The following is a 23,754-nucleotide window of genomic DNA, read 5'->3' as shown; positions in this document are numbered from 1 at the left end:
ATTGAAAATCGCGAAGAATACGGTGGTGTCGGTGGCTTACAAACTGTCCGACGCGCAGGGCAACGTCATCGAGGAATCCGATGAGCCGATGGTGTATTTGCACGGCGGCTATGATGGCACGTTCCCCAAGATCGAGGAAGCGCTGGACGGCCAGGAGCAAGGCTTCGAGACAAAACTGCAGCTTGAGCCGGATGACGCCTTCGGTGACTACGATCAAGAACTGATCAAGATCGAGCCGCGTGATCGCTTTCCGGAGCCGCTCGAAGTTGGCATGCAGTTCGAAGGCGTGCCCGAAGATGGCGACGAGGAAGATGCCATCGTCTACACCGTCACCGACGTGGCGGAAGACAAGGTTGTGCTGGACGGCAATCACCCGCTGGCCGGCATGGCGCTGCGCTTCGAGCTGCGGGTTACTGAAGTTCGCGAAGCTACGGCTGAAGAAATCGAGCACGGCCACGTGCACGGTGAAAACGGCCTCGAAGTCGTGGACGAGGATGAAGACGACGACAAGCCGCACACGCTGCACTGATCGGCAAGTCCATCGAGATGCGAGAACGGGAGCTTCGGCTCCCGTTTTTTATTGCACCGGCGCTGGCGTGATTTCCGACGCCGGCGCGGGAGTGTTGTCGAGACGGCGGCTGCGGATATGGAACAGCGGCGTGCGGCCCGGCGTGACGGACACTTCCAGCCAGCGATCGAGCACTGGCGAACCATAAGTGCGTGCGCGCATGACGTGCGAGTCCGGGCGCCCGTCTTCGTCCTTGAGCGGGCGGTCGAGCATGAAGGTCTGGCTGGCGCCGTGGATGAGTAGGACGGCACCGTCGTAGTCGCGCGTGAGCGTTCGCAACTGGCGCTTGAGTGCCAGGTAACCGTCATGCGAACGCCGACGCAGCAAGCCGTCAAGCAGGTTGGGCGCACGGCGCCGTTCCCACCCGTCTTCGAAAAGCGGATCGGCCTGCATCATGATGACCACGCCGGCCATCTTGCGTTGGTGTGCGACGGCAAAGGCGCGCGCTAACCATTGGCGATTGGCTTCGAGGCGATCTTCGTATTCGCCGTTGCGGCCGCCCGCGATCTTGTAGTTGTTGTTGTCGCCAGGCACGTTGAGGGTGACGAACAGCACGTCGCTCATCGTCCAACGCGTGTTTTCGCGGTAGCTGCGGAACTTGGCCTGATCGGACTGGCGCATGACGGTCATGGTGCGCTGGCCGAGCGTGTTGTCGTCTGGGTAGAACAGCTCGCGCAGGCGCAACAGGCGTTCCACCGGGTCGAAGCTGCCGGCGGCGGGGCGCTGGCAGTCGCTCCAGTCGTGGTCGCCGGGGATGTAGATGACGGGCGCTATCAGGCTGTCGAGCAGGTCATGACGCGCTTCGAGCAGCGTGTCGGAGCACGATTCATCGCGGCCCTTGAGGTTGCCCAGGTGAACGACGAAGGCCGGATGTTCGGCGTCGATGGTGTCGAGCAGTGTGCGCACGGTCGCGACATCTTCGGGGCGTTCGGGAACGTTGCCGATGACCGTGAAGGCGAAGGCGGACGGCGCGTCATTTGCGGACTTTGCGGTCTTGGACGCCGCCAGCGCAGCCCCCGGCAGCAGCACCGCCAGTGCCAAGGCGATGCATGGAAGCATGCGGGAAGCTGCGCCGGGCCGGGTCATCGGGTCAGGCGGATGGGCTCGCCAGCGCCTTGAGCCGGTACAGCGCTTCGAGCGCTTCACGCGGCGTCATGTCATCGGGATCGATCCCGGCGAGTGCCTCCGTCAGTGCGCTGTCGGGTGCTTCGGCGTCGTCGTCTTCATCGTCGATGGGCGTATCCGCAGCGAGTGCGAACAGGTCCAACTGAGGCGTGGCGCCGGTGTCGGCGGAATGCTGCTCCAGCCACGCGAGCCGCTTGCGTGCGGCGCGAATGACCGGCTGCGGCACGCCCGCCAACTGCGCGACCTGCAGGCCGTAACTCTGGCTTGCCGGACCGTCCTGCACGGCATGCAGGAAAACGATGCCATCACCATGTTCGACGGCGGAGAGGTGCACGTTGGCAGCCTGAGCAAACTCCTGCGGCAGTTGCGTCAACTCGAAATAGTGCGTGGCGAACAGCGTGTGGCTGCGGTTGTGCGACAGCAGGTGGCGCGCAATCGCCCAGGCGAGCGCCAAGCCATCGAACGTGCTCGTTCCGCGTCCGATTTCGTCCATCAGCACGAGGCTGTTGGGTGTGGCGCGGTGCAGGATGGCAGCGGCCTCGGTCATTTCAACCATGAAGGTCGAACGGCCGCCCGCCAGATCGTCGGCGGCGCCGATGCGCGTGAAGATGCGGTCGATCGGGCCGATGACGGCCGCTTCCGCCGGCACAAATGCGCCCACGTAGGCGAGCAGCACAACCAGCGCGGTTTGCCGCATGAAGGTCGATTTACCACCCATGTTTGGGCCGGTGATCAGCAACAGCTTACGCGCCTCCTGCAGCATGCAGTCGTTGGCGACGAACTGTTCGACTTGCTGTTCGACCACGGGATGGCGTGCGCGCGTCAGCTCAATGCCCGGTGCATCGGTCAGCATGGGGCGCGACCACGACAGCGCGTGCGCACGCTCGGCGAGCGTTGCCAGCACATCGGCCTGCGCCAGCGCGGCCGCAATGCGCTTGAACTCGGCCAGATGCGGCAGCAGTTTCTGCAGCAACTCTTCGTAGAGGACTTTCTCGCGCGACAGGGCACGGTCCTGCGCGGACAACGCTTTGTCTTCGAACGCCTTCAGCTCGGGCGTGATGTAGCGCTCGGCGTTCTTCAGCGTCTGGCGGCGGCGGTAATCGTCCGGAACCTTGGCGGCCTGGCCGTTGGTGACCTCAATGTAGAAGCCGTGCACGCGGTTGTATTCGACGCGCAGATTGGCGATACCGGTGCGCTCGCGCTCGCGGGCTTCCAGATCGACGAGGAACTGGCCGCAGTTTTCCGAGATGTCGCGCAGCTCGTCGAGGTCGGCGTCGTAGCCGCGGGCGATGACGCCGCCGTCGCGCACCATGGCCGCCGGCTCGGCCATCACGGCGCGCTGCAGCAGGGCGTGGGCGTCTTCGGGCAAGCTGAGCGCGGCGTACAGCTCGGTCAGCAGCGGAGCCGCGTCACTCTGCGGCAGTTCTTCGCGAATCTCGGGCAGGCGCGCCAACGTGTCACGCAAGGACGACAGATCGCGCGGCCGCGCCGACAGCAGCGCCAGCCGCCCTGTAATGCGCTCCACGTCCGACAGCGTGCGCAGCGTTGCCCGCAACGTTTGCCAATCGCTGCCGAGCAGCACTTCAATCGCTTGCTGACGCGCTTGAGGCACGGCGCGACCCCGCAGCGGATGATGCAACCAGTGGCGCAGCAGGCGGCTGCCCATGCTGGTCGCGCAGGTGTCGAGCAGCGAGAACAGCGTCGGCGATTCCTGCCCGCGCAGCGTCTCGGTCAGCTCCAGGTTGCGGCGCGTGGCGGTGTCCAGGCCGATGAATTCGCTTTCATGCTCGACGGTCAGGCCGATCACGTGGCGCAGCGATTGGCCTTGCGTGGCCGCTGCGTAATTCAGCAGCGCGCCAGCAGCCGCCAAGGCGGCCGTTAGCGTTTCCGCGCCAAAGGCGACGAGGCTCGCCACGCCGAGTTGTTCGCGCAGGCGGCGGGTGCCGGCTTCCACGTCGAAGTGCCAGTCGGGCAAGCGCGTGCGGGCGACATCCACCTGGATGGTGTTGAGCGTCGCATCGTCGGCCAGCACTTCGGCGGGGCGGATGCGTTCGAGTTCGCGGTCGAGCTGGTCGGGGCTGCATTCCATCACGCGCAGTTCGCCGCCGACGAGGTTGAGCCACGCCAGACCGATCAGCGGCGCCGTGCCGCGTTTGCCAGGCAGGTGCGCGATGGCCAGCAGATGGTTGTTGACCTTGTCGGACAGCAGCGCGGCGTCCGTCAAGGTGCCCGGTGTGACGACGCGCACGACCTTGCGCTCGACCGGTCCCTTGGCGGTGGCGGGGTCACCAATCTGCTCGCAGATGGCAACCGATTCGCCCAGCTTGACCAGCTTGGCGAGGTATTGCTCGGCAGCGTGGAACGGGATGCCCGCCATGCGGATCGGGTGCCCATTGGAACTGCCGCGTGCGGTGAGCGTGATGTCGAGCAGGCGCGAGGCTTTTTCGGCGTCTTCAAAGAAGAGCTCGTAGAAGTCGCCCATGCGGTAGAAGACAAGCGTGTTCGGATGCCCAGCCTTCAAGCGAAGGTACTGCTGCATCATCGGGGTGTGCTTGTCGAAAGGGCCGTATTTCGGGTCGATCTCCAGAACCGGAGCGGAGTGTTCAGCCATGAGTGCTCAAAGCGCAGCGCGCCGCCCGATGTGATCCGATCAGGCCGCGCGCGGAAGGTGTTGAATCGCGCAATTGTTGCACACCCGCGATGCGGCTTCACCGTCCATCGTCGGTGAGCCGGGCTTCGAGAAAGTCGAGAAAGCACGCGATCCGCGAAGCCAACTGCGTGTTGCGGTAATACACCGCGTGAATCGGCTGCAGCACCTCGACCGTGGCATCCGGCAGCACCTGTACGAGATCGCCCGTGCGTCGGTCTTCAGCGCTCATGAAGTCAGCCAGGCAGACGATGCCGACGCCCTGGAGCGCGAGCTGCCGCAGCGTTTCACCACTGGACGCCTTGAGCGTGGGTTCGATGCGCAACCGGTCGCCGTGCGGGCCGCGCAGGGGCCATTGGTTCAGCGATTCCGGCTGCCCGAAACCGAGCAGGACGTGCTTCTGCAGGTCATCCACGTTGCGTGGCCGGCCGTGCGCTTTCAGATAGGCGGGGCTTGCCAGCACGCGAAGCTGCCGCGTGCCGAGCAGCCGCGCCCGCAGGGTGGAGTCACGTAGCGGGCCGATGCGGATCGCCACGTCGGTGTCTTCTTCCAGCAGATCGATGATCAGGTCGTCGGTGTTCAGCTCCAGTTCGATCTGCGGATACTGCGCGCGGAAGTCCGGCACCAGCGGCGCCACCACATGCAGCACGAACGGCATGGCAGCGTTGATGCGCAGACGGCCTGCGGGCTGCTGGCGGCGCAGGGCCATCTGCTCCTCGGCCTCGTCGACGGCGGCGAGGATGCTGCGCGCCCGCGCCAGAAATGTCGCGCCCTCGTCGGTGAGCGACAGCCGCCGTGTGGTGCGCGACAGCAGGGTGGTGCCCAGCTTCTCTTCCAGCCGGCGCAGTGCACGGCTTACGCCCGACACGGTCTGGCCGAGTTGCTCGGCGGCGGCCGTAACGGAGCCCGTGTCGACCACGGTGCGAAAGGCAAGCAGTTCTTCGAGCGTGGTTTTCATCGCTTATTGTCAATTCCAGATCAAAAGAATTCTGCCTAATGTGGCGCCATTTGCAAAGATCGCTGCCGGCGGTGTCCGCTCTGCACGGGTGCAAATGCACCGCGGCCGGCTCTCGCGCGGGTGTGCCCCCTCAAGATTGGCGCTCCGCCTGCCGATAGACCATCCGGACCCCTAAAACCATAGCGGAACCGCATTTGCGCAAACGGCGCCTCGCGGCTCCGCATCCGGAGACTCTGGAATGAGCAAGCTCAGCTTTCGCCAAAAGCTTTGGCTGCCGTTGGTCATCAGCCTTGTCGCGCTGACCTTGATCTCGGTATTCAACGCGTATCAGGCGCGTGAGATCCGCGTGGAGGAGCGCAAGAACAACCTCGTCAGCGTGACGACCATGGCCATGAACCTGGCCAAGCAGTACGACGACCTGACCAAGAACGGTACGTTGACCAAAGACGCCGCGCAGAAGGAGGCGCTCGACCGCTTCAAGGCGCTGCGCTACGACAAGGACGGTTACTTCACCATCACGAGCTCCAACAACGTGGTGGTGATGCACCCGATCAAGCCCGAGTTCATCGGCAAGGACCAATCCGGCTTCAAGGATGCGCAAGGCAATGCGGTCTACATGGGCCTGACCAACGCGGCCAAAGATCCCAAGGGCGGATTCACCAGCTACGTCTGGCCGAAGGTCGGTGGCACGGAACCGGTGCCCAAGACGGCTTTTGCAATGCGCTATGAGCCGTGGGACTGGGTCTTCTCGACCGGCGTCTACATGGACGACATCAATGCCGCATTCATGACTTCGCTGTACCAGACGGGCGGCCTGCTGGTGCTGGTGGGCGGCTTGCTGGTGTTGCTGGGCGGCATCGCGAACCGCGGCCTGCAGCGCACGCTCGGCGGGGACCCTGCCTACGCAGCCGATGTGGCCAATCGCATCGCCGGCGGCGACTTGACCGTCGAGATCGCCACCCGTGCCGATGACAACCACAGCCTGCTCTACGCCATGAGCCGCATGCGCGGCGCGCTGGTGCAGACCATCGGCCGCATCAAGGGCGCTTCGGAAACCATTGGCACCGCCACGCGCGAGATCGCCAGCGGCAACCTCGATCTGTCGTCGCGCACCGAGCAGCAGGCCAGCTCGCTCGAAGAAACGGCTTCGGCCATGGAACAGCTGATGTCGACCGTGCAGCAGAACGCCGACAACGCCCAGCAGGCCAACCAACTGGCCGCGTCCGCTTCGGATGTGGCCGTGCGCGGCGGTGATGTGGTGACGCGCGTGGTGGAAACCATGGGCTCGATCAACGCGTCGTCGCGCAAGATCGTCGACATCATCGGCGTGATCGACGGCATCGCTTTCCAGACCAACATCCTCGCGCTGAATGCCGCGGTGGAAGCCGCCCGCGCCGGTGAGCAGGGCCGCGGTTTTGCCGTAGTGGCCGGTGAAGTGCGCAGCCTTGCGCAGCGCAGTGCCGCTGCCGCCAAGGAGATCAAGGCGCTCATCGACGATTCCGTCGTCAACGTGGATGCGGGCAGCGCGCTGGTGGAAGAGGCCGGCACGACCATGCGCGAGATTGTTGCGAGCGTGAAGCGCGTGACCGACATCGTTGGCGAGATTTCGTCCGCCAGCCAGGAGCAGCGCTCGGGTATTGAAGAAGTCAGCCACGCCGTCACGCAGCTTGATGACGCGACCCAGCAGAACGCCGCACTGGTGGAGGAAGCCGCCGCAGCCGCGCAATCGCTCGAAGAGCAGGCGGTGAGCCTGACGCAGGTGGTGGCGCAATTCCGCCTCGATACACATGCGCTCCGTGCTCCAGCCATGGTCGCCAAGGTTGAGCCAGTGGTTGCGCCGGTCAAGCCGGTCGCAATTGCAGCGCCGGTAGCACCCAAGAACGAAGCGCCGCGCCGCGATGCCGCTAAGCCGAGCACCGATGCCGCCAAGCCCAGGCTGACCTCACGCAAGCCGCCTGTGCTGCGCAAGGCGGCGGCCAAGCCGGTCTCCCAGGCCGAGAAGAGTGCGCCCGCACCGGCAGTCATACCGGCAAGCCTGACCAAAGCGAGGCCGCTGGTGGCCGCCGGAGATGATTCGGACTGGGAAACGTTCTGACCCGCGACTGACTTTCACCTCGTTGATTTGACGCGCGCAATCGCGTGCTTGCCTGCCCGGATTCCGGAGACAAGATGGACCGCATTTTGAAGAACACCAGCGTGCGCGCTGGCCTGCTGGCGATTCTGATCACCTTTGCACTGATGATCGTGGTCGGGGCGGCGGTGGGTGTGCTGGCTTTGCGCACCACCAACGCTGCCACCGAGCGCGTGCATGAGATTTCCGACCGCAGCATGCTGTTGAATGACGCGTACAAGGACATGCAGCGCGCGCGCACCGGCATGTCGCGCTTGTACAGCGTGTTGCGCGAGAACATGGATGAAACGGCCAAGACGGCTGCGCTGGCCAGCTCGGAGAAAGGCTTGAAGAAGTCCATCGAACAGGTGGAGGCGTTCAAGAATGCGCCGCCCATCGAAGGTGTTGACGAGTCGCTGCGCCAGGCAATCGTCCAGGCCGCACAGACGCACATCGAAGCCGTGCAGCGCGCCCTTGCGGCCCTGCGCGCCGGTGATGCCGCAGCCTATGCCCCGATCAACTACAAGGACGTGACCGATACCGGTGCGGCCTGGTCGGTGCAGATCGAGAATTTCCAGCAGCTCGTCAAGAAGCTGTCCAAGGACGAGGCTGACAATGGCCGCTCGCGCTATGAAACGATCCTGAAGTTCGTCGCGCTCGGTATCGCCATGGCGCTCGCGTTGATCGTGGTGGTGTTCTACGGCCTCAAGGCCTTCGTGATCACGCCGCTCAACGAAGCGGTGACTGTACTCAGTCGCGTGGCCGAAGGCGATTTGGCCGTTCACGTCAAAACGGGTGGGCGCAATGAGCTGGGCAGCCTGCTGGCTGCCGTGGGCCGCATGCGCGAGAGCTTGGTGAACACCGTGCGTCAGGTGCGTAACAGCTCGGATTCGGTCAACACCGGCGCGCACGAAATCGCCAGCGGCAACCTTGATCTGTCCTCGCGTACCGAGCAGCAGTCGGCCTCGCTGGAGAAGACCGCCGCCAGCATGGAGCAGATGACCTCCACCGTCACCAACAATTCCGAGAACGCTCGCCAAGCCAGCGCGCTGGCGTCGAACGCGGCTGACTTGGCTTCGCGCGGCGGCGACGTGGTGCGCGGCGTGGTGGCCACTATGGACGATATCAGCGCGGGCTCGCGCAAGATGGCCGACATCATCGGCGTGATTGATGGCATTGCGTTCCAGACCAACATCCTGGCCCTCAACGCTGCCGTGGAAGCCGCTCGCGCTGGCGAGCAGGGCCGCGGCTTTGCCGTGGTGGCTGGCGAGGTGCGCGCGCTGGCTCAGCGCAGTGCTGCCGCTGCCAAGGAAATCAAGACGCTGATCGACGATTCGGTATCGCGCGTGCAAGCGGGCCACACGCAAGTCGCGCAGGCCGGCGAGACCATTACCGAGACGGTTGAGGCCGTACGCCGCGTCGCCAATATCGTTGAAGACATTGCTTCGGCATCGGCCGAGCAGACGCAGGGCATCCTGCAGATCGGCCAGGCCGTAACAGAGATGGAGCAGGTGACGCAGCAGAACGCCGCGCTGGTCGAGCAGGCGGCTGCCGCCGCGCAATCGCTCGAAGAACAGGCGCAGAACCTCTCGCAGGTGGTGTCGCAGTTCCGGTTGGACGGGGCAGAGACCCCTGCGACGGCCGCGCAGAAACTTGAGAAGGTCGCCAAGCCCGCTGCCAAGGCCGCGGCAAAGTCAGTTAGCGCCGCCAAGCCCGCGCGCGCGGTTGCGCGCAAGCTTGAAGCGAAGGTCGCTGCTCAGCCAGCGGCGTCTGCGCCGGTCGCGCCTGCCACTGCCGTTTCTGCTCCTGCCCGCAAGCAACCTCTGGCCGTGGCCAGTGGCGGTTCCGACGCCGATTGGGAAACGTTCTGATCGGTTGAGAGCTCAGGCATCAAGTGCTGGGCCATCGATGCGTTTGGCCCAGCTTTCCACCTCGCCGCGTGCGAGGCGACCCTCAACAAGTTTCTGCCATGACGGCGTGAGCGGCAGCGTCAGCATGTCGGCCAGCGCTGCACGATCGAGCATGTTGCGGTAAAGCACGTCGAGCACGCGCGCTAGCGGCCATTGCGGCCATGGGCGCTCGAGCCATTCGAGCGCATCGCCCGCGCGCAGTGTGCCGCCTTCCAACACCCGGTAGTACCAACCCGTGCGCCCTGTGTTTTGCACCCGGCGTGCCATGTCGCGCGCATTGAAACGGTCGTTCAGCTTCCAGCACGGCTGACGCAGTTGCGACACTTCCAGCACTACGCTGCCCGCTCGCAGGCGATCACCCACGCAGATGTCCACTTCGGTGATGCCCGTCGTGCTCAGGTTCTCGCCAAAGGCGCCGGGCTGTGCGAGCACGGGCTGCGCGCCGATGTCCGCTTGCCAAGCCGCGTAGTGGTCGAACGGGTAGTGGTGAATCGCCTTGTCGGGGCCGCCGTGCACACGCAGATCGCCTTGCTCGTCACCGACAATGCCGTTGATGTCCACCTTCACCACGCCGCTCACGGGGCGCTTATCGATGGCGCTGCGCGAGCCAGGGCGCGTGTAGTCGACAGCGCGCCCGGTGAGGAGGGCATCGATGCGGATGGGGTCGGGCAGCGTCATGCAGCCTCCGCGCGATCCAGCCAGGCGTTGAAGACTTCGCGCGCGCGTTGCGACAGGCGCCCCGCAATCGCCGGCACTTGCGTACGCAGCGCGCGTGGGTCGATGCCTGCCGCACCGAGTTCCGCCGCATGCCCGATTAGCCACGCTTCCAGCTCCTCCAGATTTGCCTCCAGATGGAATTGCAGCCCCAGGGCGTGGTTGCCAATGGCGAAGGCTTGCTCTGCGCAAACTGTCGTGAATGCCAGCCGCCGCGCGCCCGGCGGCAAGTCGTACCGGTCGCCGTGCCAGTGCAGCACCGGCGTGCCGTCTGCGAGCGGCGCGAGCGGCGAGTCTGCCCCTTCGGCCGTGAGCGTGATGGGCGCAAAGCCGATCTCCTTCACGCCCATCGGCTTGACCGCCGCGCCCAGTGCCCGCGCCATCAACTGCGCCCCCAGGCAGATCCCAAGCAATGGCTTGCATGCGGCCAGTCGCCGCGCAATGGCGGCGGCTTCATCGCCCACGAACGGATACGTTGCATCGTCATATGCGCCGATTGGCCCGCCCAACACGATCAGCAAATCGGCCGCGGCCATGTCGTCTGTGGGCACGGGCTGCACGCCCACGTCCACGGTGCGAACGGTGTAGCCGCGCCCTTCCAGCAGCGGCTGCAGGATGCCGAGATGCTCGAACGGAACGTGGCGCAGGGCGAGGGCGGTTTTCATGGCAGGCGATGACGGTTGGAGGCGAAGCACATTGTGAATGAGGGGCGCGGCTCGCAAAAGCCGTGCGGCTGGCGAGGATTTGTCTTGCGACATTAGCGCCTTGGGCCCCACGCTTGGCGATGCCTCGGTGGCGGACTCCTCCGCGCGCAACACGAAAGGCCTCGGCGGCGCGGCGTTAACCTGCGGACTAAGCGTCGCTTATATCGGTTGTTAGCAACGTGCATTGCAACCCCCACGAAAAACCCGGTTTGAGGGGATGTCAGTGTCACGTCATCTCATTAAGATCGCTCCCCACAGAGTGCCGCCTCGGTACCGATAAAAAGATTCTGGAGGGAGTTGTGCGAAAGCCAATGCTGCATTGGGCCGTGGCGTGCATTGCCATGGCTTGCCTGAGCGCGTGCGCGCCGATGATATCTACCGCGCCAGCCATGCTGTCCACCGACAACGCGACGGGTCCATCGCGGATTCAACTGAAATCGGCAACGGAGATCCGCCTGGAGACCGGCTATACGCGCACGCTTGCGGCCGGCTCCAACTGGCAGCGCGTGGGGACGCTGTCGCAAGGCGCTGTCTACCGCCCAGTCGGTACGATCTTCACCATTGAAGGCCGGCAGGTTCACGAAGCCTACCTCGTGATTGCCAGTCAACGTCTGGTCGGGTTTTACCTGCCCGGCGAGCAGGCGTACTCCCCGCTTTCCACAGCTGTATCCATCACAACAGGAGAATCAAAATGAAGGGAGTTTTGCGCGCATTGGCTTCGGCCATCGGTATCACCGTTCTGATGGCGGGTTGCGCGTCAGGCGTGAAGTATTCCGAGATGGCTTCGTCGATTCCGACGCTCAAGCAGGATGAGGGACGCGTGTACTTCTTCCGCTCGTCGTCGCTGATCGGCGCGGCACTGCAGCCGGACATCAAGCTGAACAGCGAAGTGATTGGCCAATCCAAACCGGGCGGCTTCTTCTTCGTTGACCGTCCGGCTGGCAAGTATGTCGTGTCAACAGCCACCGAGACCGAGAAGACGCTGAGCTTCGCACTGGACGCCGGTGAGACAAAGTACGTGCGCACGTCGCCGTCGCTGGGTCTGATTGTCGGCCGCGTGGTGCCAGAGCTTGAAACCCCGGAAAAGGCACAGGCCGAACTGCCGTCGTTGAGCTTTGCGCCCAATCAGCCGCCGGTCGCCAAGAAGTAAGCTGGAAGAAAAAAGCCCGCTTCGCGCGGGCTTTTTTATTGGCAGCTACCGGTTGGCAGCGATCAAGCCTCAGCCTTCGACCGCGAGAACGGCGAGGTGATCTTGATCATCTGCACGAAGGCCTTAGGGTTGCCCGCCAGGATTTCACCCTGGTCAAGGTAGCCAGATTCGCCGGTGTAGTTGCCCACCAGACCGCCCGATTCCGTCACGAGCAGCGAGCCGGCGGCCATGTCCCATTTGCTCAGGCCCTGCTCGAAGAAACCGTCGAGGCGGCCGCAGGCAACGTAGGCGAGGTCCAGTGCGGCGGCGCCGGGGCGACGCAGGCCAGCGCAGTTTTCCGTCATGGTCGCAAACAGACGGGTGTAGTCGTACAGGCCTTCCAGATCGCGGTACGGGAAGCCCGTCCCGATCAGGCAGTCGGCCAGTTTGTCGCGGCGCGTGACGCGGATGCGGCGGTTGTTCAGGAACGCGCCGGCGCCCTTGGAGGCGGTGAATAGTTCGTCGCGCGTCGGGTCGTACACCACGGCCTGGGTGACGACGCCACGCTGCATCAGTGCGATCGAGACGCCATATTGCGGGAAGCCGTGGATGAAGTTGGTCGTGCCGTCCAGCGGGTCGATCACCCAGACGTTTTCGCTGGCGGTTTCGCCGTCGGCCCAGGATTGGCCGGACTCTTCCGCTAGAATCGCGTGATCGGGGTAGGCAGTCTTGATGACTTCGATGATCGCCGCTTCAGCTGCGCGGTCGACTTCGGTGACGAAATCGTTGTGTTGTTTGCGCTCGGTGCGCAGGCTATCGACGTCGAAGGACGCGCGGTTGATGACGGTGCCGGCCTTGCGAGCAGCCCGGACGGCGATATTGAGCATCGGATGCATGTGGGATCTCCGCGCCTGGCGCGCCGATTTTTCGGAAGCGGCCGCAGGCGAAACAACACAACGAATTGTAGAAGAACGAGCGGCGGGCCAATCTCGCGATCCTGCCCGCCGTCAAAAGAGTGGCCGTATTGTATATGAACCCCGCCCCAGGCGCCCCGCGAATTGCGCCAATGAGCACGTCGAACACAACTCCTACCGACCCGGAAACGCTGCGCCAGCGCGCCGCGCGGTGTCGTTTCGTGCTGGTCGAGACCAGCCACCCCGGCAATGTCGGCTCCACGGCACGTGCGCTCAAGACGATGGGGTTCGGCGAGCCCGGCAGCTTCGTGCTCGTACGCCCCCGCGAGGCGGACGCCCAATGCCACGCCGATGCCGTTGCCATGGCAAGCGGCGCCGATGATGTGCTGGCCGCCGCCCGCGTGGTCGACGACATTGGCGAGGCGCTGGTCGGTGCCTCGCTCACCATTGCGCTCACCGCCCGCCCGCGCGAATTCGGGCCGCGCCGCATCGGCCCGCGTGCCGCTGCAGAAGAAGTGGCCGCACTGCTGGCCGCGCCGGACACCACCGTCGCCTTCGTCTTCGGCAATGAGCGGTTCGGGTTGCCCAACGAGGTGGTGGAGCGCTGCCATGTGGTCACGCACATTCCAGCCAACCCGGCGTATGCCTCGCTGAACCTGTCGCAGGCGGTGCAGTTGATTGCGTACGAAGTGCGTATGGCGCTGCTGGCCGGCACTGGCACGGGGGACACCCGCATGGAGGGCGTCGGCTTTGTTGGCGAACCGGCCACCGCCGAGCAGATCGACGGGATGTTCGAACATTTGGAGCAGGGCCTTGTTGAGATCGGTTTTCTCGACCCCGCCCAGCCGAAAAAGCTGATGCCGCGCCTGCGGCGTCTGTTTGCCCGCACGCAGTTGGAGGCCGAAGAGGTCAACATCCTGCGCGGGATCGCCAAGCGTATGCTCGGCCGCCACGCCGAAGCTGCCACGCCGCCCACCGGCGCAGCCGACGACTGTCGCTGACCGCCCTGAAAGCCACCCGTTGTTGAGCAAGCGGGGCGGCATCCCCCGCATGTCTGGTTAAAACCCTTGCCGCAGCGCGGTAAGGCAATGCCTTACACTGCCCTCAGCGCGTTGCGCATATAGATATAACGATCCACGCACCTCAAGATGTTCACACGCATTCGCGAAGATATCGGCGCCATCATGGAGCGAGACCCGGCCGCACGCAGCCGCTGGGAAGTGCTGACCTGCTACCCAGGTCTTCACGCCATCATCGTCCACCGGGTTGCCCATGCGTGTTGGTACGGCGGGTTCCGATTGCTGGGGCGGTGGTTCTCGCACCTTGGCCGCTTCCTCACCGGCATCGAGATCCACCCCGGCGCGACAATTGGCCGGCGCGTGTTCATCGACCACGGCATGGGTGTCGTGATCGGCGAGACGGCCGAGATCGGTGACGACTGCACGATCTACCAGGGCGTCACGCTGGGCGGCACGTCGCTCTACAAGGGGGCCAAGCGGCACCCGACGCTCGGCAAGGGCGTGGTGGTGAGCGCGGGCGCCAAGGTGCTCGGCGGTTTTGTCATCGGAGATGGCGCGCGTGTTGGGTCCAACGCGGTCGTGCTTAAGCCGGTGCCGCCGGGCGCAACGGCGGTTGGCATTCCGGCGCGCATCATCGAACGCGATGTCGCTACCGAGGCCCGGTCCGCGCTCAAGCAGGAGTTTTCCGCGTATGGCATTACGCCGGATGCGGATGATCCGGTATCGCTGGCGCTCAAGCGGCTGATCGACCACAGCGAGCTTCAGCAGGAGCGTATCGAGTCGATTCTTTCTGCGCTTGATCGACTGGGCGCGCACCTGGAGAACTCGCCGAACGATCCGTTCGATGCGAGCGAGCTGAAGCGGATGCTCAAGTAAGCAAAGGGCCGGTGGCGACAGCTTATGTCGTCACTTGCTCGACCGTGAGCGCGCCGTCTTGCAGTTTCAGAAAACTGCCGCGCGGTTGCTCCTGATCGAAATCCCAGTCGGAAAGTACCCAGCGGCTGCCCCTCGGCTCGTGATGCAATTGCGGGCGGTGCGTGTGGCCGTGGATGAGCGTGGATGTATTGGATGCCTTGAGCAACGCGTCTACCGCTTCGGGTGCGACGTCGCCCATCATCGCGGCGGCGCGCGGCTCGCCGGCGACATTGGCAGACATGGCGCGGCCAGCTTCGCTCTCTGCGCGCATCTTTTGCGCGATCTTCAGCCGCCAGCGCAGCGGCATCGTCAGGAATATCCGCTGCACCCAGCGCTTGCGCGTCCAGTGGCGAAAACGCATGTAGGCCGTGTCGCGCGTGCAGAGGGCGTCGCCGTGGGCGAGCACGATGCGCTGGCCATCATCCGCTTCCAGCACCGTGGGGTCGGGCAGCAGCGTGGCATGCGCAGCCTTCAAGAAACGCTTGCCGAGCAGGAAGTCGCGATTGCCGTGCATGAACAGCACGCGCGTGCCGCCCGCTGCAACTTCAGCGAGCAGGTTGGCGATGTGCTGGTGGAACGGATCAGCCAATTCTTCATCGCCGACCCAGTATTCGAAGAAGTCACCCAGGATGACGAGCGTGCGGGCCTCGCGGGCGCGCGTGCGCAGGAAGCGCTCGAACGCGGCGGCGGTGGCCGGCATGCTGGCCGTCAGGTGCAGATCCGAAATAAAAAACACCGGCGCGGAAACCCGGACCGGTGTCTTCAGCGCGGATGCCTGTGAGGCGTGCGCTGCGTCAATCATTCGATCACTTCAGCGCTTTCGATGATCACGTCTTCCATCGGCACGTCCTGGTGGAAGCCACGGTTGCCCGTGCGCACCGAGCGGATCTTGTCGACGACGTCCATGCCTTCGGTCACTTTGCCGAACACGGCGTAGCCCCAGCCTTGCGGCGTCGGCGACGTGTGGTTCAGGAAGTCGTTGTCGACCGTGTTGATGAAGAACTGCGCCGTGGCCGAGTGCGGATCGTTGGTGCGTGCCATGGCAATGGCCCCGCGTTCGTTCTTCAGGCCGTTGTTGGCTTCGTTGTCGATCGGAGCCTTCGTGGGCTTCTGGTTCATCTTCTCGCCCGGCTCGAAGCCGCCGCCCTGGATCATGAAGCCCTTGATGACGCGGTGGAACACCGTGCCGTTGTAATGGCCATCCTTTACATAGGCGACGAAGTTGGCGACCGACTTGGGTGCCTTCTCGGCGTCCAGGGCCAGGGTGATGTCGCCGTGGTTGGTGTGCAGCTTGACTTGGGTCATGGTGAATTCCTTGGGTGGGGCAAAAAGCGTTATTTGGAGACGACGGTGGCCGATTCAATCAGGATCGGCTTCACAGGCACATTCTGGTGCGGGAACTTCGTGGTGGTTTCCACCGCCTTGATCTTGTCGATGGTGTCGGTGCCATCAACCACCTTGCCGAAGACGGTATAGCCGTAACCGTCCTGACCAGGGTAGTTGAGCATGTTGTTGTCCACCACGTTCACGTAGAACTGCGCGGTGGCGGAGTTCGGGTCCATGGTGCGGGCCATGGCGATCGTGTACTTGTCGTTCTTCAGGCCGTTCTTCGATTCGATTTCGACCGGCGGGCGGGTGTCCTTCTGTTTCATGTCGGCCGTGAAGCCGCCGCCCTGGATCATGAAGCCGTCCATCACACGGTGGAAGATCGTGCCCTTATAGAAGCCATCCTTCACATACTGCAGGAAGTTGGCGACCGTCTTGGGCGCCTTGTCCGGATACACCTCAACGGTGAAGTTACCCATTGACGTCTTGAACTGGACACGCGGTGCGGATGCGGTGGCTGCCGTGGCTGCGGTGGCGGTCACGGCCAGTGCACACACGAGCCCGGCGAAGAGGGAGCGAATACGGAGCATGGTCAGAAAGAGAGAACTTGGGGTGGGAAAAGCAGGATCGGCCGCGTCTTCTTCTTACTGACGCTTCGCCGGCTTGGCGCCCACGCCGCTGGCTGCGGGCAGCGTGGTCGTGGCGGGTTTGGACGCAGGGTGCACGCCGGGCAGATCGGGCAGGGCATCCAGGCGTGCGCGCGCGGTGGCGTTCTTCGGGTTCAGCTTGATCGCACTCTGATACGACTGCGCGGCCAGGCGGACGTAGACGTCACCCAGGTTGGATTGCGCCATCGCATTCTCCGGCGCCACGCGGTTCGCCATGATCAGGCTGTCGCGGGCGCGGAGCAGTTCGCCGCGCTCGGCATACAGCGCAGCCAAATTGATATAAGGCTCGGGCAGTTCCGGGAAGTCCTGTGTCATCTGGCTGAAGGCGACGATGGCATCATCGGCGCGGCCCAGGCCGGCAAGTGCCACGCCGCGCTGGAAGCGTGCCTGCGCGTTGCGCGGCTGGGAGGCGACATCCTTGTCCAGCTCGGTCAGCGCCTCGGTGTATTGCTTCTTGGCCAACGCTTCGTCGATGCGCTTCTGGCGCGCAACCTGCGGCGCTTGCTGCGTGCTGGGCATCAAATCGGCCGGCAAGGCAAAGCCGGCGGTTTGGGCGAAGGCCGGTGCCGCCGACATGGCGAGCAGGCAAGCCAGGGTTGCAGCGGTCTGACGCAGCGGTCTGTTCATGAGAATCGGTTCCGTTATACTCCGCCGCATTCTAACAAACCGTCTTTGTGCGCAGCAGCGGCCGTGCGCGCCAGGAAAGGTTCTTGACGGGGAGCATGCCAGGCGTACCGGCAGGCGGCCCCGTCAGCGCAGTTCCGGTAAGATATGCCGCTAGTTTTGCAGGCGCCGCACCGGCGCCAATTGCCTCCAATTTGGTCCGCCCGCAACGTTGTACATCGCATGCGCGGCGCGCTGAGTCTCCCGACACCGCTTCATGGAATCACTCAAGATCTACAACACGCTCGCGCGTGAGAAACAGACGTTCGTCCCCATCGAGCCCGGCCGCGTACGCATGTACGTGTGCGGGATGACGGTGTACGACTACTGTCACGTCGGGCATGCGCGGGTCATGGTGGTGTTCGATATGGTGCAGCGTTGGTTGCGCGCGTCAGGTTACGACGTGACCTACGTGCGCAACATCACCGACATCGACGACAAGATCATCAAGCGCGCGGTCGAGAACGGCGAGACGATGAGCGCGCTCACCGGCCGCTTCATCGCTGCCATGCACGAAGACGCCGATGCGCTTGGCGTGCAGCGCCCCGACCACGAGCCCCGCGCCACCGAATACGTGCCGCAGATGCTGAACATGATCGGCAGGCTGCAGGCGAACGGCCTCGCCTATCAGGCGACCGACGGCGACGTGAACTACGCGGTGCGCAAGTTTCCCGGTTACGGCAAGCTGTCGGGCAAGTCGCTCGAAGACCTGCGTGCGGGCGAGCGCGTGGCTGCCAACGATGCCAAGCAGGATCCCCTCGACTTCGTGTTGTGGAAATCCGCCAAAGCTGAAGAACCGGCTGAATCACGCTGGGCCTCGCCGTGGGGCGAGGGCCGCCCGGGCTGGCATATCGAGTGCTCGGCGATGAGCTGCGAGCTGCTAGGCGAGCATTTCGACCTGCACGGCGGCGGCGCCGATCTGCAGTTCCCGCATCACGAGAATGAAATTGCGCAGTCCGAGGGCGCGACCGGCAAGACGTTCGTCAACACGTGGATGCACAACGGCTTCGTGCGTGTGAATGACGAAAAGATGTCGAAGTCGCTCGGCAACTTCTTCACCATCCGCGACGTGCTGAAGGTGTATGACGCGGAGGTCGTGCGTTTCTTCATCCTGCGCTCGCACTATCGGAGCGACTTGAACTACAGCGACGCGCACCTCGACGACGCGCGCCATGCGCTTACGCGCCTGTACACCGCGCTGAAGGATGTGCCCGCCGCGGCCGGTGCAAAGCCCGACTGGAGCGAGTCGCACGCTAAGCGCTTCCTCGAAGCGATGAATGACGACTTCAATACGCCGGTCGCCGTGTCGGTGCTGTTTGAGCTGGCGAGCGAGGTGAACAAGACGCGCTCGCCCGAGCTGACCAATCAACTGGCTGCGTTGGCCGGTGTGCTGGGCCTGCTGGGCCGGGATCCGCACGCGTTCCTGCAGAGTGGCGTGTCGGCCGATGGCCTGGACGGCGCAGAAGTGGAAGCGCGTATCGAAGAGCGCCGCGCGGCCAAGGCTGCCCGCGACTTCGCCCGTGCGGACGCCATCCGTGCCGAGTTGCTGGCCGCTGGCATCGTTCTGGAAGACAAACCGGGTGGCCTGACCGAGTGGAGACGCGCATGAACGCGGTGGCCAAGAAAGCCAACGTAGTGCGCAGCACAGCCGCCAAGAAAACGCCGGCGGTGAAAGTGCCGTCTGCCAAGAAGGTGGCCGCCAAGAAGGTCGATGGTGTGGCGAGCAAGTCGGTCGTCGCCAAGAGTGCGGCGATCAAGCCTGCCAAGTCCCCGGCCAAACGCATGCCTGCGCCTGCAAGCAAGGTGCCGCTGCCCGAAACGCTTGCCGCCAGCGAGGCACTACCTGTGCCAGCAGAAGTGGTCCTCTCAGGCCCACCCGAGTATTGGCAAGAAGCCTGCGCAGACCTGATGAAGCGCGACCGCATCCTGCGTAAGATCATCCCGACGTACGGCCCGGCGCACTTGGCTTCCCGTGGCGACCCGTTCGTCACGCTGGCGAGGTCGATTGTCGGTCAGCAGATTTCAGTCAAGGCCGCGCAATCGGTGTGGGAACGAGTTGTGACTGCGTGCCCCAAACTTGTGCCTGCCCAGTTCCTGCGCGCCGGCCAAGAGAAGCTGGCAGGGTGCGGCCTGTCCAAGCGCAAGGCCGAGTACATCCTTGACCTAGCCGACCACTTTCGTAACGGCACCGTGCACGTTGCCAAGTGGGCCGAGATGGAAGACGAGGACGTGATTGCCGAGTTGACGCAGATTCGCGGCATCGGTCGATGGACGGCCGAGATGTTCCTGATGTTCAATCTAATGCGCCCGAATGTGCTGCCGCTGGACGATATCGGGCTCATCAACGCGATTTCACAAAATTATTTCAGTGGCGAGCCCGTCACTCGCAGCGAAGCGCGTGAAGTGGCCGCCAACTGGGAACCGTGGCGCACCGTGGCCACGTGGTATATGTGGCGCAGTCTCGACACGGCGACCACCTATTGATCTGTTCATTCCGATGAAACGGAGCGCGTCGCCCGGCGGTCAAAATCCGGTAGAATGCGCGCCTTCAAGAGCCTTTCAGAAGATCCATGAAAACAACCTTCCTGGAGTTCGAGCAGCCGATCGCAGAACTTGAGGCGAAGATCGAAGAACTTCGCTTCGTACAAGACGATTCCGCTGTCGACATTTCTGAAGAAATTTCCCGCCTGGCTTCCAAGAGCCAGCAGCTCACCAAAGATCTGTACGCCAACCTGACGCCATGGCAGGTCGCGCAGATCGCCCGGCACCCGCAGCGTCCGTACACGCTCGATTACGTCCGCGAGATCTTTACCGACTTCCACGAATTGCACGGCGACCGCACCTTTGCAGACGACCTGTCGATCGTGGGCGGTCTGGCGCGCTTCAATGGCCAGGCTTGCATGGTGATCGGTCACCAGAAGGGCCGCGATACGAAGGAGCGCGCGCTGCGCAACTTCGGCATGTCCAAGCCCGAGGGCTACCGCAAGGCCAAGCGCCTGATGGAGCTGGCCGATAAGTTCGGTCTGCCGATCTTCACCTTCGTGGATACACCGGGCGCATTCCCGGGCATTGATGCGGAAGAACGCGGCCAATCCGAAGCCATCGGTCACAACCTGTTTGTGATGGCCGGCCTGAAGGTGCCCCTGATCGCCACCATCATCGGTGAAGGCGGTTCTGGCGGTGCATTGGCCATCGCCATGGGCGATTCCGTGATCATGCTGCAGTTCGCCACGTACGCCGTGATTTCGCCGGAAGGCTGCGCGTCGATCCTGTGGAAGACCGCAGAGAAAGCGCCGGAAGCCGCCGAGGCACTGGGCCTGACCGCGCATCGTCTTAAGGCGCTGGGCCTGATCGACAAGATCGTCAACGAGCCGCTGGGCGGCGCGCATCGCGATCCGAAGAACATGGCGACGATGCTCAAGCGCGCGCTGGCCGAGTCGCTGCGCCAGTTCCAGGGCATGAAGACATCGGAACTCCAGACGCGCCGGCACGAGCGCCTGATGGCTTATGGCAAGTTCAAGGAAACCGAAGTCCGCTGATTCGTCGGCTGATCTCGTCAACAAGGTCGCACAACGCGTTGCCGCGTGTGCGGCCTTTGTTGCTTCTGGCGGGTCCGAAACTCCAATTGTGGCGATTGCCCTGTCGGGCGGCCGTGATTCCGCCGCGCTTCTGCACGCAAGTGCTGCGTGGCGTGATTCGGGTGCACGCGTGCAGCTCGTTGCCCTGCACATCCACCATGGCTTGCAGGCCGATGCCGATGTCTGGGAATGCGCCTGCCAACGCATGGCAGAAGCAGCCGGTGTTGCGTTTTACGCGCGTCGCGTCCATGTGGCGATCGATGCGGGGCAGGGCGTTGAGGAAGCGGCGCGCGACGCCCGATATGCCGCGCTCGAAGCGCTTTGCGCGCAGACGGGGGCCTCCATTCTGCTGACGGCGCATCATCAGGATGACCAGGCTGAAACCGTCCTGCTGCAATTGATGCGTGGCGCCGGTCTTCATGGCCTCGCTGCCATGCCAATGGCTCGAGCGGGTGCTGTCACGTTGTTGCGTCCATGGGTGGATGCACCGCGTAGCGAGATCGAACTGTATGCGCACACCCACGCACTCAGTTGGGTCGAGGACCCATCCAACACCGACGCACGCTACGCAAGGAACGCGTTGCGTCCGCTGCTTTCGGGCATGGCGAATCATTTCCCGGCGTATCGCGAAGCGCTGTCCCGCAGCGCTGGGCACTTGGCGGATGCCGCCGCGTTGATCGACGAGATCGCACGGGCCGATTTGATGCATATCGCTTCGGCGGATGGGTTGGATGTGGCGGCGCTGATTGCGCTATCCGCGCCACGTCAGCGTGCGGTGCTGCGTGCCTGGTTGGCCGATTCAGGAATGCGCGCGTTGTCCACGCGTCGCCTTGAGGATCTGCGTACGCAACTGATTGACGCGCGAGACGATGGCGCGCTGTGCATTGAATTATCTGCGGTACAAGTCAGGCGCTACCGCGGGGTTGCTCGTGTCGACGCCGGCGCCAACGAAGCATTGGAGCCGGTCGCGGTAGCCATTGGAGCGACGGCGTTTGAACCGGAGCTTCGAACTGAGCAACGCGTGAATGTAGCCGCATGGGGCGGGACGCTGCTGTTTGCGCCCGTGGCAAGTGATGGCGTTGCTGCACAAGCCTTGAAAGCGCCGCTGTCGCTGTCGCCACGCCGCGGTGGCGAACGCATCGTGCTGCGCTCCGGCGCACCGTCCCGAGCGCTCAAACAGGCGTATCAGGAGGCCGGCATTCCGGCGTGGGAACGCCAGCGGTTGCCGCTGCTCTATGCGGGAGAGATGCTCGTGTTCGCAGCTGGGCTGGGAATGAATCGGGCCGCCACGCACAGCGGGGCTGGCTGGCAGATCACATGGACTGCAGCCGCCGAAGGTGCGCCCTGACACACATTGTCACGGAGTGAATTGCTTGCCGATCGATGCAAATTGCTGTATTTTCAAAAGCTTTTGCACCGCTTCGCCTCCTCCTGATCTTTCCAAGATGGCTCTCATCGTTCACAAGTACGGTGGCACCTCGATGGGTTCGGTTGAACGCATCAAGAATGTCGCCAAGCGCGTTGCCAAGTGGCACCGCGCAGGTCACCAGATCGTGGTCGTTCCATCGGCTATGTCTGGCGAAACCAATCGCCTGCTGGGCATGGCCAAAGAGATTTCGGCCCAGCCCGACCCGCGTGAACTCGACATGATTGCCTCGACCGGCGAGCAGGTGAGCGTGGGTCTGCTGGCCATCGCGCTGCACGCCGAAGGCATCGATGCCCGTAGCTACACCGGCTGGCAAGTGCCTGTGAAGACCGATTCGGCTTACACCAAGGCTCGTATCCAGTCGATCGACGACGAGCGCGTGCGCGCGGATCTCGACGCCGGTCGCGTGGTCGTCATCACGGGTTTCCAGGGTATCGATAGCGAAGGCCACATCACCACGCTGGGCCGTGGCGGTTCGGATACCTCGGCCGTGGCGGTTGCCGCTGCGCTCGAAGCCGACGAATGCCTGATCTACACCGACGTCGACGGCGTGTACACGACCGACCCGCGCGTGGTGGACGATGCCCGTCGCCTGGACAAGATTACCTTCGAAGAGATGCTGGAAATGGCCAGCCTCGGTTCCAAGGTGCTGCAGATTCGCTCGGTGGAGTTTGCCGGCAAGTACCGCGTGAAGACCCGCGTGCTGTCGTCGCTGACCGACCCGCTGATGCCGCTCGACATCGAGATGAACTCGGGCACGCTGATTACTTTTGAGGAAGATTCGAACATGGAAGCCGCCGCCATTTCCGGCATCGCCTTTGCCCGCGACGAAGCCAAGATCACCGTGATCGGTGTGCCGGACAAGCCTGGCATCGCGTATCAGATCCTGGGCCCGGTCGCCGACGCCAATATCGACGTCGACATGATCATTCAGAACCAGTCGGTGGAAGGCAAGACGGACTTCACCTTCACCGTGCCGCGTGGTGAATACCAGCGCGCCCTGGCGATCCTGAACGACAGCGTGAAGGCGCATATCGGTGCGGCCAGCGTGTCGGGCGACCCGAAGGTGTCGAAGGTTTCTGTGGTGGGTGTGGGCATGCGTTCGCACGTGGGCATCGCCAGCAAGATGTTCCGCACGCTGTCGGAAGAGGGCATCAACATTCAGATGATCTCCACCTCGGAAATCAAGATCTCGGTGCTGATCGATGAGAAGTACATGGAGCTGGCCGTGCGCGCACTCCACAAGGCGTTCGAGCTGGATCAGGCGTAATCGGCTGAGCTAGCACCGGATGGCCGGGGTGGCGACCCTCGGGGCCACAGATTCTCACCGCGTGTCGTGCAGTTGCCGTTGACCGGGTGGGGTGAAGTGGCTAGAATACG

General features: G+C 63.8%; 22 protein-coding genes. 12 read left to right on the top strand and 10 right to left on the bottom strand.

Features of this window, described 5'->3' with window-relative positions; genetic code table 11:
- The first annotated feature begins 1 nt into the window (after position 1).
- On the top strand, positions 2 to 529 hold the full coding sequence (locus tag ACEN9T_RS19190) for an FKBP-type peptidyl-prolyl cis-trans isomerase (protein ID WP_092971515.1): 528 nt from the start codon (positions 2 to 4) through the stop codon (positions 527 to 529).
- A gap of 48 nt (positions 530 to 577) precedes the next feature.
- Here ACEN9T_RS19190 and ACEN9T_RS19185 read toward each other — a convergent pair whose 3' ends face one another.
- From ACEN9T_RS19185 to ACEN9T_RS19175, 3 genes are all read right to left on the bottom strand, one after another.
- Positions 578 to 1,654 (bottom strand): metallophosphoesterase, encoded by a 1,077-nt coding sequence (locus ACEN9T_RS19185; RefSeq protein WP_413706778.1) that lies wholly within the window; start codon positions 1,652 to 1,654, stop codon positions 578 to 580.
- A 4-nt stretch (positions 1,655 to 1,658) separates the two neighbouring features.
- Positions 1,659 to 4,304, bottom strand: a complete 2,646-nt coding sequence (mutS, locus tag ACEN9T_RS19180; RefSeq protein WP_413706777.1) for a DNA mismatch repair protein MutS — start codon at positions 4,302 to 4,304, stop codon at positions 1,659 to 1,661.
- Between the two features lie 97 nt (positions 4,305 to 4,401).
- Positions 4,402 to 5,298, bottom strand: a complete 897-nt coding sequence (locus tag ACEN9T_RS19175) for a LysR substrate-binding domain-containing protein (protein ID WP_413706776.1) — start codon at positions 5,296 to 5,298, stop codon at positions 4,402 to 4,404.
- A gap of 238 nt (positions 5,299 to 5,536) precedes the next feature.
- Between ACEN9T_RS19175 and ACEN9T_RS19170 the strand changes: the two genes are divergently transcribed.
- Both ACEN9T_RS19170 and ACEN9T_RS19165 read left to right on the top strand, forming a co-directional pair.
- Positions 5,537 to 7,393, top strand: a complete 1,857-nt coding sequence (locus ACEN9T_RS19170) for a methyl-accepting chemotaxis protein (protein ID WP_092971511.1) — start codon at positions 5,537 to 5,539, stop codon at positions 7,391 to 7,393.
- A gap of 74 nt (positions 7,394 to 7,467) precedes the next feature.
- Positions 7,468 to 9,279: a methyl-accepting chemotaxis protein gene (locus ACEN9T_RS19165; RefSeq protein WP_413706775.1), complete on the top strand. Its 1,812-nt coding sequence runs from the start codon at positions 7,468 to 7,470 to the stop codon at positions 9,277 to 9,279.
- A gap of 12 nt (positions 9,280 to 9,291) precedes the next feature.
- Here the strand turns inward: ACEN9T_RS19165 and ACEN9T_RS19160 are convergent, their stop codons facing one another.
- Both ACEN9T_RS19160 and ACEN9T_RS19155 read right to left on the bottom strand, forming a co-directional pair.
- Complete coding sequence (locus ACEN9T_RS19160) at positions 9,292 to 9,996, bottom strand: MOSC domain-containing protein (protein ID WP_413706774.1); 705 nt, start codon at positions 9,994 to 9,996, stop codon at positions 9,292 to 9,294.
- Positions 9,993 to 10,697 carry a glutamine amidotransferase gene (locus ACEN9T_RS19155; RefSeq protein WP_413706773.1) on the bottom strand — a complete coding sequence of 235 codons (705 nt, stop codon included), beginning with the start codon at positions 10,695 to 10,697 and terminating at the stop codon, positions 9,993 to 9,995. Before ACEN9T_RS19155 ends, ACEN9T_RS19160 begins: the two co-directional genes overlap by 4 nt.
- Before the next feature lie 428 nt (positions 10,698 to 11,125).
- Between ACEN9T_RS19155 and ACEN9T_RS19150 the strand changes: the two genes are divergently transcribed.
- Both ACEN9T_RS19150 and ACEN9T_RS19145 read left to right on the top strand, forming a co-directional pair.
- Positions 11,126 to 11,431: a hypothetical protein gene (locus ACEN9T_RS19150; RefSeq protein WP_413706772.1), complete on the top strand. Its 306-nt coding sequence runs from the start codon at positions 11,126 to 11,128 to the stop codon at positions 11,429 to 11,431.
- Positions 11,428 to 11,886, top strand: coding sequence for a DUF2846 domain-containing protein (locus tag ACEN9T_RS19145; RefSeq protein WP_092971506.1), 459 nt, complete (start codon positions 11,428 to 11,430; stop codon positions 11,884 to 11,886). Before ACEN9T_RS19150 ends, ACEN9T_RS19145 begins: the two co-directional genes overlap by 4 nt.
- Positions 11,887 to 11,948: 62 nt before the next feature.
- On the opposite strand, the gene ACEN9T_RS19140 is transcribed toward ACEN9T_RS19145, so the two are convergent.
- Positions 11,949 to 12,761: an inositol monophosphatase family protein gene (locus ACEN9T_RS19140; RefSeq protein ID WP_012435285.1), complete on the bottom strand. Its 813-nt coding sequence runs from the start codon at positions 12,759 to 12,761 to the stop codon at positions 11,949 to 11,951.
- A gap of 134 nt (positions 12,762 to 12,895) precedes the next feature.
- Here ACEN9T_RS19140 and ACEN9T_RS19135 point away from each other — a divergent pair, with 134 nt between their 5' ends.
- Both ACEN9T_RS19135 and cysE read left to right on the top strand, forming a co-directional pair.
- Positions 12,896 to 13,780 carry an RNA methyltransferase gene (locus tag ACEN9T_RS19135; RefSeq protein ID WP_413706771.1) on the top strand — a complete coding sequence of 295 codons (885 nt, stop codon included), beginning with the start codon at positions 12,896 to 12,898 and terminating at the stop codon, positions 13,778 to 13,780.
- Positions 13,781 to 13,927: 147 nt separating this feature from the next.
- A complete protein-coding gene (gene cysE / locus ACEN9T_RS19130; protein WP_413706770.1) occupies positions 13,928 to 14,674 on the top strand; it encodes a serine O-acetyltransferase in 747 nt (248 codons plus the stop codon).
- A 22-nt stretch (positions 14,675 to 14,696) separates the two neighbouring features.
- Here cysE and ACEN9T_RS19125 read toward each other — a convergent pair whose 3' ends face one another.
- Genes ACEN9T_RS19125 through ACEN9T_RS19110 form a run of 4 tightly spaced genes read right to left on the bottom strand, consistent with a single transcriptional unit; the run spans position 14,697 to position 17,334 of the window.
- Entirely contained in the window at positions 14,697 to 15,515 is an 819-nt protein-coding gene (locus ACEN9T_RS19125) for a UDP-2,3-diacylglucosamine diphosphatase (RefSeq protein ID WP_413706769.1), read from the bottom strand.
- Positions 15,512 to 16,018 (bottom strand): peptidylprolyl isomerase, encoded by a 507-nt coding sequence (locus tag ACEN9T_RS19120; RefSeq protein WP_024976009.1) that lies wholly within the window; start codon positions 16,016 to 16,018, stop codon positions 15,512 to 15,514. Before ACEN9T_RS19120 ends, ACEN9T_RS19125 begins: the two co-directional genes overlap by 4 nt.
- A gap of 29 nt (positions 16,019 to 16,047) precedes the next feature.
- On the bottom strand, positions 16,048 to 16,629 hold the full coding sequence (locus ACEN9T_RS19115) for a peptidylprolyl isomerase (protein WP_413706768.1): 582 nt from the start codon (positions 16,627 to 16,629) through the stop codon (positions 16,048 to 16,050).
- A 54-nt stretch (positions 16,630 to 16,683) separates the two neighbouring features.
- Entirely contained in the window at positions 16,684 to 17,334 is a 651-nt protein-coding gene (locus ACEN9T_RS19110; protein WP_413706767.1) for a tetratricopeptide repeat protein, read from the bottom strand.
- A gap of 253 nt (positions 17,335 to 17,587) precedes the next feature.
- Here ACEN9T_RS19110 and cysS point away from each other — a divergent pair, with 253 nt between their 5' ends.
- From cysS to ACEN9T_RS19085, 5 genes are all read left to right on the top strand, one after another.
- Positions 17,588 to 18,979 carry a cysteine--tRNA ligase gene (gene cysS / locus ACEN9T_RS19105; RefSeq protein ID WP_413706766.1) on the top strand — a complete coding sequence of 464 codons (1,392 nt, stop codon included), beginning with the start codon at positions 17,588 to 17,590 and terminating at the stop codon, positions 18,977 to 18,979.
- Positions 18,976 to 19,854 (top strand): DNA-3-methyladenine glycosylase 2 family protein, encoded by an 879-nt coding sequence (locus ACEN9T_RS19100; RefSeq protein WP_413706765.1) that lies wholly within the window; start codon positions 18,976 to 18,978, stop codon positions 19,852 to 19,854. The genes cysS and ACEN9T_RS19100 overlap by 4 nt, the downstream gene beginning before the upstream one ends.
- An 86-nt stretch (positions 19,855 to 19,940) precedes the next feature.
- A complete protein-coding gene (locus tag ACEN9T_RS19095) occupies positions 19,941 to 20,909 on the top strand; it encodes an acetyl-CoA carboxylase carboxyltransferase subunit alpha (RefSeq protein ID WP_092971498.1) in 969 nt (322 codons plus the stop codon).
- On the top strand, positions 20,878 to 22,296 hold the full coding sequence (gene tilS / locus ACEN9T_RS19090; RefSeq protein ID WP_413706764.1) for a tRNA lysidine(34) synthetase TilS: 1,419 nt from the start codon (positions 20,878 to 20,880) through the stop codon (positions 22,294 to 22,296). Before ACEN9T_RS19095 ends, tilS begins: the two co-directional genes overlap by 32 nt.
- 97 nt (positions 22,297 to 22,393) lie before the next feature.
- Positions 22,394 to 23,644: an aspartate kinase gene (locus tag ACEN9T_RS19085; RefSeq protein ID WP_092971496.1), complete on the top strand. Its 1,251-nt coding sequence runs from the start codon at positions 22,394 to 22,396 to the stop codon at positions 23,642 to 23,644.
- Positions 23,645 to 23,754: the final 110 nt, after the last annotated feature.

This window comes from Ralstonia sp. Ralssp110, assembly GCF_047325135.1.
Classification (GTDB): domain Bacteria; phylum Pseudomonadota; class Gammaproteobacteria; order Burkholderiales; family Burkholderiaceae; genus Ralstonia; species Ralstonia mojiangensis.
Note: the sequence above shows the minus strand (reverse complement) of the source record. Positions and strands in the feature narration are given on the sequence as shown.

What these genes read in the sequence shown, in the direction of transcription:
- ACEN9T_RS19185 (WP_413706778.1), bottom strand. Translation starts at nt 1,654, where the DNA reads ATGACCCGGCCCGGCGCAGCTTCCCGCATGCTTCCATGCATCGCCTTG.
- mutS (WP_413706777.1), bottom strand. Translation starts at nt 4,304, where the DNA reads ATGGCTGAACACTCCGCTCCGGTTCTGGAGATCGACCCGAAATACGGC.
- ACEN9T_RS19175 (WP_413706776.1), bottom strand. Translation starts at nt 5,298, where the DNA reads ATGAAAACCACGCTCGAAGAACTGCTTGCCTTTCGCACCGTGGTCGAC.
- ACEN9T_RS19170 (WP_092971511.1), top strand. Translation starts at nt 5,537, where the DNA reads ATGAGCAAGCTCAGCTTTCGCCAAAAGCTTTGGCTGCCGTTGGTCATC.
- ACEN9T_RS19165 (WP_413706775.1), top strand. Translation starts at nt 7,468, where the DNA reads ATGGACCGCATTTTGAAGAACACCAGCGTGCGCGCTGGCCTGCTGGCG.
- ACEN9T_RS19160 (WP_413706774.1), bottom strand. Translation starts at nt 9,996, where the DNA reads ATGACGCTGCCCGACCCCATCCGCATCGATGCCCTCCTCACCGGGCGC.
- ACEN9T_RS19155 (WP_413706773.1), bottom strand. Translation starts at nt 10,697, where the DNA reads ATGAAAACCGCCCTCGCCCTGCGCCACGTTCCGTTCGAGCATCTCGGC.
- ACEN9T_RS19150 (WP_413706772.1), top strand. Translation starts at nt 11,126, where the DNA reads ATGCTGTCCACCGACAACGCGACGGGTCCATCGCGGATTCAACTGAAA.
- ACEN9T_RS19145 (WP_092971506.1), top strand. Translation starts at nt 11,428, where the DNA reads ATGAAGGGAGTTTTGCGCGCATTGGCTTCGGCCATCGGTATCACCGTT.
- ACEN9T_RS19140 (WP_012435285.1), bottom strand. Translation starts at nt 12,761, where the DNA reads ATGCATCCGATGCTCAATATCGCCGTCCGGGCTGCTCGCAAGGCCGGC.
- ACEN9T_RS19135 (WP_413706771.1), top strand. Translation starts at nt 12,896, where the DNA reads ATGAACCCCGCCCCAGGCGCCCCGCGAATTGCGCCAATGAGCACGTCG.
- cysE (WP_413706770.1), top strand. Translation starts at nt 13,928, where the DNA reads ATGTTCACACGCATTCGCGAAGATATCGGCGCCATCATGGAGCGAGAC.
- ACEN9T_RS19125 (WP_413706769.1), bottom strand. Translation starts at nt 15,515, where the DNA reads ATGATTGACGCAGCGCACGCCTCACAGGCATCCGCGCTGAAGACACCG.
- ACEN9T_RS19120 (WP_024976009.1), bottom strand. Translation starts at nt 16,018, where the DNA reads ATGACCCAAGTCAAGCTGCACACCAACCACGGCGACATCACCCTGGCC.
- ACEN9T_RS19115 (WP_413706768.1), bottom strand. Translation starts at nt 16,629, where the DNA reads ATGCTCCGTATTCGCTCCCTCTTCGCCGGGCTCGTGTGTGCACTGGCC.
- ACEN9T_RS19110 (WP_413706767.1), bottom strand. Translation starts at nt 17,334, where the DNA reads ATGAACAGACCGCTGCGTCAGACCGCTGCAACCCTGGCTTGCCTGCTC.
- cysS (WP_413706766.1), top strand. Translation starts at nt 17,588, where the DNA reads ATGGAATCACTCAAGATCTACAACACGCTCGCGCGTGAGAAACAGACG.
- ACEN9T_RS19100 (WP_413706765.1), top strand. Translation starts at nt 18,976, where the DNA reads ATGAACGCGGTGGCCAAGAAAGCCAACGTAGTGCGCAGCACAGCCGCC.
- ACEN9T_RS19095 (WP_092971498.1), top strand. Translation starts at nt 19,941, where the DNA reads ATGAAAACAACCTTCCTGGAGTTCGAGCAGCCGATCGCAGAACTTGAG.
- tilS (WP_413706764.1), top strand. Translation starts at nt 20,878, where the DNA reads ATGGCAAGTTCAAGGAAACCGAAGTCCGCTGATTCGTCGGCTGATCTC.
- ACEN9T_RS19085 (WP_092971496.1), top strand. Translation starts at nt 22,394, where the DNA reads ATGGCTCTCATCGTTCACAAGTACGGTGGCACCTCGATGGGTTCGGTT.